Origin of the sequence: Streptomyces beijiangensis (assembly GCF_017315755.1) — a bacterium.
Taxonomy (GTDB): Bacteria; Actinomycetota; Actinomycetes; order Streptomycetales; family Streptomycetaceae; genus Streptomyces; species Streptomyces beijiangensis.
This window is the reverse complement of sequence record NZ_JAFLRJ010000086.1, coordinates 24,363-34,940: the sequence shown is the minus strand read 5'-3', so window position 1 is coordinate 34,940 and position 10,578 is coordinate 24,363. Positions and strand designations below refer to the sequence as shown.

The 10,578-nt window shown below is 69.6% G+C and carries 7 protein-coding genes; 6 read left to right on the top strand and 1 reads right to left on the bottom strand.

Annotated elements, in window-relative coordinates; genetic code table 11:
• Positions 1-98 precede the first annotated feature (98 nt).
• From fomD to J0695_RS09860, 3 genes are all read left to right on the top strand, one after another.
• Positions 99-764 carry a cytidylyl-2-hydroxypropylphosphonate hydrolase gene (gene fomD, locus J0695_RS09870; RefSeq protein WP_206961521.1) on the top strand — a complete coding sequence of 222 codons (666 nt, stop codon included), beginning with the start codon at positions 99-101 and terminating at the stop codon, positions 762-764.
• A 188-nt stretch (positions 765-952) separates the two neighbouring features.
• On the top strand, positions 953-2,815 hold the full coding sequence (locus J0695_RS09865; RefSeq protein ID WP_206961520.1) for an ATP-binding SpoIIE family protein phosphatase: 1,863 nt from the start codon (positions 953-955) through the stop codon (positions 2,813-2,815).
• A gap of 128 nt (positions 2,816-2,943) precedes the next feature.
• A complete protein-coding gene (locus tag J0695_RS09860) occupies positions 2,944-4,431 on the top strand; it encodes a catalase (protein WP_206961519.1) in 1,488 nt (495 codons plus the stop codon).
• A gap of 61 nt (positions 4,432-4,492) precedes the next feature.
• Here the strand turns inward: J0695_RS09860 and J0695_RS09855 are convergent, their stop codons facing one another.
• The gene (locus J0695_RS09855; RefSeq protein WP_206961518.1) at positions 4,493-6,745 is read right to left on the bottom strand and encodes a transglycosylase domain-containing protein; all 2,253 of its coding nucleotides are present in this window, start codon (positions 6,743-6,745) and stop codon (positions 4,493-4,495) included.
• A 259-nt stretch (positions 6,746-7,004) separates the two neighbouring features.
• On the opposite strand from J0695_RS09855, the gene J0695_RS09850 reads away from it, so the two are divergent.
• Genes J0695_RS09850 through J0695_RS09840 form a run of 3 tightly spaced genes read left to right on the top strand, consistent with a single transcriptional unit; the run spans position 7,005 to position 10,536 of the window.
• Positions 7,005-7,529 carry a PadR family transcriptional regulator gene (locus J0695_RS09850; protein ID WP_206961517.1) on the top strand — a complete coding sequence of 175 codons (525 nt, stop codon included), beginning with the start codon at positions 7,005-7,007 and terminating at the stop codon, positions 7,527-7,529.
• On the top strand, positions 7,526-8,212 hold the full coding sequence (locus tag J0695_RS09845; RefSeq protein ID WP_206961516.1) for an ABC transporter ATP-binding protein: 687 nt from the start codon (positions 7,526-7,528) through the stop codon (positions 8,210-8,212). Before J0695_RS09850 ends, J0695_RS09845 begins: the two co-directional genes overlap by 4 nt.
• Positions 8,209-10,536, top strand: a complete 2,328-nt coding sequence (locus J0695_RS09840) for an ABC transporter permease (RefSeq protein WP_206961515.1) — start codon at positions 8,209-8,211, stop codon at positions 10,534-10,536. The genes J0695_RS09845 and J0695_RS09840 overlap by 4 nt, the downstream gene beginning before the upstream one ends.
• Positions 10,537-10,578: the final 42 nt, after the last annotated feature.

Sequence of the window (10,578 nt, the reverse complement as noted above, 5' to 3'; positions counted from 1 at the left end):
TTGAGGACCGGGGGTCCGGGGGCAGCGCCCCCGGGGCGGGGCCGCACACCGTGACGGGGGTCGCAGCACCAGAGGCCCGACCTCACTAAGATCCCTCCATGACAGACACCGGAGGCACACCTCACTGGCAGCCCGGGGACCAGATCCTCTGGCGATATCGCGCCAACAACCCCGGAGGCCCCCACATCTGCCGGCCCGTCACCGTCGTCCAGGACACCCCCGACCTGCTCGCCGTCTGGATGGCCCCCGGCACCGAGTGCGTACGGCCCGTGCTGGCCGACGGCACACCCGTACACCAGGAGCCCCTCGCCACCCGCTACACCAAGCCCCGTACCACCGAGCATTCCCGGTGGTTGGGCATGGGTGTGCTGAAGCTCGCGCGGCCCGGTGAGCCCTGGTCGGTGTGGCTGTTCTGGGACCGGGGGTGGCGTTTCAAGAACTGGTATGTGAACCTCGAAGCGCCGCGCACTCGTTGGACCGGCGGCGTCGACTCCGTGGACCATTTCCTGGACATCGCCGTGGAACCGGACCGGAGTTGGCAATGGCTGGACGAGGACGAGTTCGCGCAGGCCCAGCGGGACGGGCTGATGGACAGCGGTGAGGCCCGGCGGGTGTGGGAGGCGGGGCGGGCCGCGGTCGCCACCGTCGAGGCCTGGGGTGCGCCGTTCTCCGACGGTTGGGAGAGCTGGCGGCCCGACACCCGATGGCCGGTTCCGGCGCTGCCTGTTGACTGGGATCGCGCCCCGGCGCATATGCCTGCGTGAGACCCTTGATGCGCCCCCAGGGTCGAAACGTAGGATCGCCTTCCGTAAGACTGCGCCGTACAACGAACCGTGCGCGGTGCAGTAACTGACCGAATGTCACTACAGGGGGGTGCGGCCATGACAGCGGGTATACGACCTCACGAAGCGGTTGCACCGCACACCTGCCCCGGACGGACGGAACCCCCAGCGTGACGGAGCACTCCACCTCCCACGAAGGCCGACAGCCCACCACCGCTGCCAGGCCGTACGAACGTACCCGTCCACGCCAGGAGGCGGACGAGTCCAACGCGGCGAAGGCCACCAAGTCCGCCAAGGACATAGCGGCAGCGGCAGCCGCGGCTGCCGCCATCCCCGCACCCGCGGCGCCCGCGCGCCCCGAGGGCGACCGGCTGCGGTTCGTGGGCGCGGCGACGCGCAGGATCGCGCGCGGCATAGATCTCGACGAGATCGTGCTCGGCCTGTGCCGGGCGACCGTGCCGACCTTCTCGGACGCGATACTTGTCTTCCTCCGCGACCCGCTGCCGGTGGGCGACGAGCGTCCGGTGACGCCGTTCGTGCTGCGGCTGCGCCGTACCGACCGGCTGCGTTTACCCGAATCCGGCGACTCGGCGGAAGCGGAGGAGCCCCTTGAGCCTCTCGCGGCCGAGCTGTGCGAAGTCCGAGCCGGGGGCGCGCTGGCCGAGGTGCTCCGGGGCGTACGCCCGGTCTTCGGCGACTCCGCCGCCGCCCGCGCCGCCCTCCCCGAGCTGCTCGGCGGCGGCCACCCGGTCCCGACCGGGCACCGTACGATCCTGGCCCCGCTCAGGGGCCGGCGCAGGGTGATCGGCGCCGCGGTCTTCATCCGCCGCCCCGACGGGCCCGCGTTCGAGCCCAACGACCTTCTCGTGGCAGCCCAGTTGGCGACGCACACCGCACTCGGCATCGACAAGGCGGTGCTGTACGGGCGCGAGGCGTACATCGCCGACGAGCTCCAGCGCACCATGCTGCCCGACTCCCTCCCCCAGCCGACCGGCGTGAAGCTGGCCTCGCGCTATCTGCCGGCCGCCGAGACGGCGCGCGTCGGCGGCGACTGGTACGACGCGATCCCGCTGCCCGGCAGCCGCGTCGCCCTGGTCGTCGGGGACGTCATGGGGCACTCGATGACCTCGGCCGCGATCATGGGCCAACTCCGTACCACCGCACAGACGTTGGCGCAGCTCGACCTGCCGCCCGCCGAGGTCCTGCACCATCTGGACGAGCAGGCCCAGCGGCTCGGCTCGGACCGGATGGCGACCTGCCTGTACGCCGTGTACGACCCGGTGGCGCACCGGATCACCATCGCCAACGCCGGCCACCCGCCGCCCGTGCTGCTGCACCTGGGCGGGCGCGCGGAGGTGCTGCGCGTGCCGCCCGGCGCGCCGATCGGTGTCGGCGGCGTGGACTTCGAGGCGGTCGAGCTGGATGCCCCTGCGGGCGCCACGCTGCTCCTCTACACCGACGGGCTCGTCGAGTCGCGGCTGCGCGACGTGTGGACCGGCATCGAGCAGCTGCGGGAGCGCCTCGCGGCCACCGCCCAGCTGACCGGGCCCGACCACTCGCCGCCGCTGGAGGCCCTCTGCGACGACGTACTGGACATGCTCGGACCCGGCGACCGGGACGACGACATCGCGCTGCTCGCCGCCCGCTTCGACGGGATCGCGCCGAGCGACGTCGCGTACTGGTATCTGGACCCGGAGGAGCAGGCGCCGGGGCGTGCCCGCAAGCTCGCCCGCAAGGCGCTGGCGCGCTGGGGCCTCGAAGAGCTGTCGGACTCGATGGAACTGCTGGTCAGCGAGGTGGTGACCAATGCCGTGCGGTACGCGGAGCGGCCGGTGACCCTACGGCTCCTGCGCACGGACGTACTGCGCTGCGAGGTCGGCGACGACGCACCCCAGCTCCCCCGTCAGCGGCGCGCCCGCGACACGGACGAGGGTGGACGCGGGCTCTTCCTGGTGAACCGGCTGGCCAAGCGGTGGGGGGCGACCCGTCTGTCGACCGGCAAGGTGGTGTGGTTCGAGCTCTCCCTGCAGTGATACGCAGAGATACGAGTCCAGGGCTGGACAGCGTCCAGATGTTGCCGACGAGGTGTCGGCGGAGTTGACTGGGGCAGTCGGACGTAGCGACTGAATAGATCGATCCCCCAATCGACGGGAGGACGCTCGTGACCGAGGCACCGCAGAAGGCCCCGTACACCACGGACAACGTCGGGATTCCGGTGGAGAGCGACGAACATTCGCTCACCGTCAGCCCCGACGGGCCCATCCTGCTCCAGGACCACTACCTCATCGAGAAGATGGCCCAGTTCAACCGCGAACGGGTCCCCGAGCGGGTGGTGCACGCCAAGGGATCGGGTGCGTACGGCACCTTCGAAGTGACGAACGACGTCAGCCAGTTCACCAGGGCCGACCTCTTCCAGCCCGGCAAACGGACCGACATGCTGGCGCGGTTCTCGACCGTCGCCGGCGAGCAGGGCTCGCCCGACACCTGGCGCGACCCGCGCGGCTTCGCGCTCAAGTTCTATACGGAGCACGGGAATTACGACCTGGTGGGGAACAACACCCCGGTCTTCTTCGTCCGCGACCCGATCAAGTTCCAGGACTTCATCCGCAGCCAGAAGCGGCGCCCGGACAACGGGCTGCGCGACAACGACATGCAGTGGGACTTCTGGACCCTCTCCCCGGAGAGCGCGCACCAGGTCACCTGGCTGATGGGCGACCGGGGCATCCCGAAGAACTACCGGCACATGAACGGCTACAGCTCCCACACGTATATGTGGATCAACGGGGCGGGCGAGCGGTTCTGGGTGAAGTACCACTTCAAGACCGACCAGGGCATCGAGTTCATGACGCAGCAGGAAGCCGACGACATGGCGGGCTGCGACACCGACTTCCACCGCCGCGACCTCTTCGAGTCGATCCAGCGCGGCGAGGCCCCCACCTGGTCGCTGAAGGTGCAGGTCATGCCCTTCGAGGACGCGGCCGACTACCGCTTCAACCCCTTCGACCTCACCAAGGTGTGGCCGCACGCCGACTACCCGCTGATCGACGTCGGCCGGATGACCCTCGACAAGAACCCCGAGGACTACTTCGTCCACATCGAGCAGGCGGGCTTCGAGCCGTCCAACCTGGTGCCGGGCATCGGCCCCTCGCCGGACAAGATGCTGCTCGGCCGGCTCTTCTCGTACCCCGACGCGCACCGCTACCGGATCGGGCCGAACTACACGCAGCTGCCGCCCAACCGGCCCCGCTCGCAGGTCAATTCGTACGCGAAGGACGGGCCGATGCGGTACGAGCCGTCGAACACGGCGCGCCCGTACGCACCGAACTCCTACGGCGGCCCGGCGGCGACGTTCACATCAGCGGCTGCCGCCGCGGGCCAGCGCTTCGGCGCGGTCGCGGGCTGGGAGTCCGCGGGCGAGATGGTCCGCGAGGCGTACAAGCTGCACCGCGAGGACGACGACTGGGGCCAGGCGGGCACCCAGGTGCGCCAGGTGCTCGACGACGCGGCGCGCGAGCGGCTGGTGGGCAACGTCAGCGGGCATCTGGCCCAGAACGTCTCCAAGCCGGTCCTGGAGCGCGCCCTGCAGTACTGGCGCAACATCGACAAGGACGTCGGCGACAAGATCGCCGCCAAGGTCGGCGGCGGCTGAGCGAGCCGCACACACGACGGAGCCCCGCGCAGCATTCGCTGCGCGGGGCTCCGTCGTGCCGTCAGTCTTGTCCGCCGGCGTTCTGGCTGCCGCCGGGGTTCGGCGATGAGCTGCTCTGGCCCGGGTCCGGCGGCGGGCTGCTGCTCTCGCCCGGATCCGGATCCACCGGCGTCTCGGACGGCGTCTCCGACGGCGTCTGGGACGGCGTGTTCGACGGACGCCTGCTCGTGGTGTGGGACGGCGTCTCGGACGGGGTCTCCGAGGGCGTCACGGGCGGGGTGTAGGTCGGCGCGACCGCGGCGCCCTGGTCGGTGTCCAGGTCGAACTCGGCGTTCTCCATGCTGAGCCCGAAGGTGTACGCGGCCCAGATCTGGGCCGGGAAACCACCACCGTTGATACGGCCGGTGGGGCTGCCTGCGGCCCCGCTCATGGTGACCTGGCCGCCCTTGAGGATCTTCTGGCCGTCCACCGTGCGCTGGCTCGCCGCCTCACCGAAGAGGCCGACCGAGGTGACCAGGTTCGGCGTGTAGCCGGTGAACCAGGCCGACTTGTTGTTGTCGGAGGTACCGGTCTTGCCCGCCACCTGCTGGTCCTTGTTCTTGACGACCGTGCCGGTGCCTTCGTCGACCACACCGGTCATCACGGAGGTCAGCGCGTCGGCGGTCGACCGGCTGACCACCTGGTCACCGATCGCGTCCTTCATCTTCGAGTACGGCTCACGGTTCGCGTGGGTCGCGGTCTTGACGATGGTGGGGGTGACCTTCTTGCCGTGGTTGTCGAAGGTGGCGTACGCCCCGGCCATCTCCATGGGGCTCGCCCCGTACGAACCGAGCGTCATCGCAGGGAAGTCGGAGGCGGTCTTCATCCGGCTGAGACCGAGTTCGACGGCCAACTTCCTGACCTCGCCGAGCCCGACGTCCACGCCCATCTGCGCGAACACCGAGTTGATCGACTTGTTCATCGCCGTCTGGACGTTGACGTTGCCGTAGCTGACATTGTCCTCGTTGGGCGGAGCGAAAGCGGTATCGCTTCCCTCCACCGGGCGCCTGCTCTTGCCGCTGTACCGGGTGTCCGCGGTGATCGAATCGCCGTCCTGCGTCTTCGCGTTGTTCTCCAGCGCGGCCGCGAGGATCAGCGGCTTGAAGGTGGAAGCAGGCTGGTAGTCGGTGCGCTTGGCATTGCTGTACTCGTGCTTGAGGTAGTCCTGGCCGCCGTACAGGGCCAGGATCGCCCCGGTGTGCGGGTCGACCGAGACCGCGCCCGCCTGCAGGTCGGCGTCGACCTTGCGGGACTTGGGCTTCAGCTTGTCGGTCACCTGCTGCTTGATCGTCTTCTCCAGCGCCGCCTGCTTCTTGGCGTCGATGTTGAGCGTGATCGTCCAGCCTCCGGCGTCGATCTCCGCCTCGGAGATGCCCGAGGCCACCATCTCCTGCTTGGCGGCCTTGACCAGATAGCCGGTCTCGCCCTTCAGCCCGGACTCGGCCTTGACCGGCCGGGGCTTGGGGAGGACCTTCAGGCTCGCGCGCTCCGACGCGTCCAGCCAGTGCTTCTCGACCATGTTGTCGAGGGTGTAGTTCCAGCGGTTGGTGACCAGCCTCTTGCCCTCCGGCGTCGCCGCCTGCCAGTCGTACTGGCTCGGTGCCTGGAGGAGCGAAGCGAGATAGGCGCCCTGCGCGACGTTCAGCTTCTTGGCGTCGATGCCGTAGTACGCCTGGGACGCGGCCTGGATCCCGTACGCCTGGCGCCCGTAGTAGCTGGTGTTGATGTAGCCCGCCAGGATCTCCTTCTTGGTGAACTTCCGGTCCACCTTGAGCGAGATCACCAGCTCGTTGAGCTTGCGGGTGACGGTCTGGTCCTGGCTGAGGTAGTAGTTCTTCACGTACTGCTGGGTGATGGTCGAGCCACCCTGCTTCCCCTTGCCGCTGGCCGTGTTGTAGAGGCCGCGGGCCAGGCCCTTGAGGTCGATGCCGTTGTCGTCGTAGAAGGACTTGTTCTCGGCGGCGACGAAGGTCCGCTGGACTTCCAGGGGTATCTGGTCGAGGCCGACCTTCTCCCGGTTGACCTCGCCGGTGCGGGCGATCACCTTGCCGTTGGAGAGCTTGTAGACGTTGCTCTGCTGGTCGGCCGCGGCATTGGCCTTGGGTACGTCGACGTACAGATAGAGGCCGATGAAAGCGGCCATGCCGAGGAGCACGATCCCGAGGAACGTGCCCAGCATCTTCTTCCAGGTGAAGAGCCGGCGTATGCCCGACTTCTTCGGCTTCCCCCGGCGCGCCCCGCTCTGCCGGGCCCGTCGCGCATCTGCTCGGCCCATCGCTCTGTACGCTCCGCCTTCTTCTCTGCCAGGTCAGGTCAGCTCAGCTCAGCTCGCAAGCTAACACCGCACGTACGGACAAAGGACGGCTGATCAGCACTTTTCCGTACGTGACAATCAGCACCCGTCTCTATGGAACCGACGAGTGAAGCGCACGCAAGGTTGCCAACCCCGACCCAAGTTGACCGATTAGGTACGCAATGTCATCTTCTCCACTCACTATGCACTGTGGGTATACGTGGTGTGTATAGTGCTCGGCATGTCAATCGGCCACACCTTGCTCGGACTCCTGGAGTCCGGCCCACGCCATGGTTACGACCTCAAGCGCGCCTTCGACGAGAGGTTCGGGCACGACCGCCCGCTCCACTACGGGCAGGTCTACTCGACCATGTCGCGGCTCCTGAAGAACGGTCTCGTCGAGGTCGACGGCATGGAGGCCGGCGGCGGTCCCGAGCGCAAGCGGTACGCCATCACCGAGGCCGGGGTCAGTGACGTCGACCAGTGGCTCGCGCAGCCCGAGAAGCCCGAGCCCTACCTCCAGTCGACGCTCTACACCAAGGTCGTCCTGGCCCTGCTGACCGACCGCAGCGCCGCCGACCTCCTCGACACCCAGCGGGCCGAGCACCTGCGGCTGATGCGCATCCTCACCGACCGCAAGCGGCGCGGGGACCTCGCCGACCAGCTGATCTGCGACCACGCGCTGTTCCACCTGGAAGCCGACCTGCGCTGGCTGGAACTGACCGCCGCCCGTCTCACCCAGCTCTCCACGGAGGTGCGCGCATGACCCCCGCCGGCTCCCTCCTCACCGCCCAGGACCTGCACAAGACGTACGGTCCGACACCCGCCCTGGACGGCGCGTTCTTCTCCATCCACCCCGGCGAGATCGTCGCGGTCATGGGCCCGTCGGGCTCCGGCAAGTCGACGCTGCTGCACTGCCTCGCCGGCATCGTCCGCCCCGACTCCGGGACCATCACGTACGACGGCCGTGAGCTCTCCTCGATGCCCGACGCCGAACGGTCGTCCCTGCGCCGCAGCGACTTCGGCTTCGTCTTCCAGTTCGGCCAGCTGGTGCCCGAGCTGACCTGCGTCGAGAACGTGGCACTCCCGCTCCGCCTCAACGGCGTCAAGCGCAAGGAGGCCGAGCGCCGCGCGGCCGAGTGGATGGAGCGCCTGGAGGTCGACGACCTGGGCAGCAAGCGTCCCGGCGAGGTCTCCGGCGGCCAGGGCCAGCGCGTCGCCGTCGCCCGCTCCCTGGTCACATCGCCGCGCGTCCTCTTCGCGGACGAGCCCACCGGCGCACTCGACTCCCTCAACGGCGAGCGCGTCATGGAGCTCTTCACGCAGGCCGCCCGCTCCGCCAACGCGGCCATCGTCCTGGTGACCCACGAGGCGCGGGTCGCCGCCTACTCGGACCGCGAGATCGTCGTACGCGACGGGAAGTCCCGCGACCTGGAGTTCACCGTATGAGCGCGGCCGGCTGGGCCAGGGACCTGTCCATAGGGGCCAAGTTCGGGGTCGCGGGCGGGCGCGAGGGGTGGATGCGCACCCTGCTGACCGCCGTCGGCGTCGGCCTTGGCGTCGCCGTGCTGCTCTTCACCACCGCGGTGCCCGGCGCGCTGTCCGCGCGCGAGGACCGGGGCCAGGCCCGCGACGACTTCTCCGCGCTGATGGCCGACAAGCGGGGGGACACCACCCTGCAGGCGCCCGCCGAAACGAAGTACCACGGCAAGGACGTACGAGGCCGCCTCGTACGCGGAGAGAGCGCCCGCGCCCCTGTACCTCCGGGACTCTCCGCCCTTCCCCCGGCGGGTCAGATGCTGGTCTCGCCCGACCTGAAGAAGCTCCTCGACTCCCCCGAGGGCAAGGTCCTGCGCGAACGTATCCCGTACAAGTACGCCGGAACCATCTCCGACAGCGGACTGCTGGGCCCGCACGAACTCGCCTACTACGCGAGCGTCCCCACGCTCGCCTACGACGGCGAGTCCCAGGTCCGCCGGATCAGCGCCTACGGCGCCACCCGGCAGCAGGAGCCCATGGACCCGGTGATGGCACTCCTCGTCGTCATCATCTTCATCGTGCTGCTGATGCCGGTGGCCGTCTTCATCGCCGCCGCCGTCCGCTTCGGCGGCGACCGCCGCGACCGGCGGCTGGCCGCACTGCGCCTGGTGGGCGCGGACGCGCAGATGACCCGGCGCATCGCGGCGGGCGAGGCGCTCGCCGGATCGCTCGTCGGTCTGGTCCTGGGGGCCGGATTCTTCCTCCTGGGAAGGCAGTTCATCGGTGACATGACCCTCGCGGGGATCAACCTCTTCCCCGCCGACGTGGACCCCTCCCCCGCTCTCGCGGTGCTCGTCGCACTCGCCGTGCCCGCGGCGGCCGTCGGCGTGACGCTCCTGTCGATGCGCGGGGTGGTCATCGAACCGCTCGGCGTCGTACGGACAGCCGTCGCACGCCGTCGCCGGCTGTGGTGGCGGCTGCTGCTGCCGGCCGCGGGGCTGGCGCTGCTCTACCCCATGATCGGCCAGGGCCGGGACAACGGCCGCTTCAACCAGGTCCAGGTCATCAGCGGTACGACACTGCTCCTCATCGGGGTCGTCGCACTGCTGCCCTGGGGCGTGGAGGCCTTCGTGAACCGCCTCGGCGGGGGCACGACCGCCTGGCAACTGGCGGTGCGCAGGCTCCAGTTGACCAGCGGTACGGCCGCCAGGACGGTCAACGGGATCGCCGTGGCGGTCGCCGGGGCGATCGCGCTGCAGATGCTTTTCGCCGGGATCGACGGCGACTACACCAAGCCGACGGGCGCGGACCTCACGCGCGCCCAGCTCTCCGTGACCGGCAACGGCTTCTCCGGCGCGGCCCAGGGCGCGGAGATGGCGGAGCGTCTGCGCGCCACCCACGGCGTGCGCTCGGTGGCCTCGCTCGGCGGGGCCACGGTCACGGCCGACCCCGACGACTCGTACCTGTCCACGATCACCCTCGCGGACTGCGCCTCGCTGCGCGAGATCGCCTCCATCGGCGCGTGCAAGGACGGCGACACCTTCGTCACGACGGGCGGTTGGGACCAGACCGTGGCCTCGGTCTCCAAGCCGGGCCAGAAGCTCTACGTCACCACCTCGGCCTCCGGCAAGGTGGACGACAAGACCCTCGTCTGGAAACTGCCGGCGGACACGCGCTCCGTTCCCGTACGCAAGTCGCCCGGGGGCAGCGAGGGCGGTGGCGGCATCCTGGTCACCCCGCGTGCGCTGCCGCAGCTCACCACGGCGAAGCTGAGCCGCACGCTGTACCTGCTGCTGGATCCCGGGGTGAGCGACGCGGCCGAGCTGGCGCGGAACACCGTCTCGGCCGCGTCGCCGCTCTACCAGGTGCAGGAGCTGACCGAAACGGACGAGAGCACCCGATTCGCCTCGGTGCGCCGGGGGCTGTACATCGGCACCGCCGGTGTCCTTCTCCTCATCGGGGTGAGCCTGCTGGTCTCGCAACTGGAGCAACTGCGCGAGCGGAAGCGGTTGCTGGCGGCGCTGGTGGCCTTTGGTACCCGCCGCTCGACGATGAGCTGGTCGGTGCTCTGGCAGATGGCGATCCCGGTCGCGCTGGGACTGGTGCTGTCCACGGGTGTGGGCGTCGGGCTCGGTGCGATCCTGCTGGGGATGGTGGGGCACTCGGTCGCGGTCAACTGGACGGCGGTGGCGGCGATGACGGGGATCGGTGCGGGGGTCGTACTCCTGGTCACGCTGCTCAGCCTGCCGCCGCTGTGGCGTCTGATGCGGCCGGACGGCCTGCGGACGGAGTAACCGGGAGCGAGGGGCGCGGCCCCCTCCCCGGGGCTCCGCCCC

Bases quoted from the DNA above. Each gene is read 5' to 3' on its own strand.
- fomD (WP_206961521.1), top strand. From the start codon at position 99: ATGACAGACACCGGAGGCACACCTCACTGGCAGCCCGGGGACCAGATC.
- J0695_RS09855 (WP_206961518.1), bottom strand. From the start codon at position 6,745: ATGGGCCGAGCAGATGCGCGACGGGCCCGGCAGAGCGGGGCGCGCCGG.
- J0695_RS09850 (WP_206961517.1), top strand. From the start codon at position 7,005: ATGTCAATCGGCCACACCTTGCTCGGACTCCTGGAGTCCGGCCCACGC.
- J0695_RS09845 (WP_206961516.1), top strand. From the start codon at position 7,526: ATGACCCCCGCCGGCTCCCTCCTCACCGCCCAGGACCTGCACAAGACG.
- J0695_RS09840 (WP_206961515.1), top strand. From the start codon at position 8,209: ATGAGCGCGGCCGGCTGGGCCAGGGACCTGTCCATAGGGGCCAAGTTC.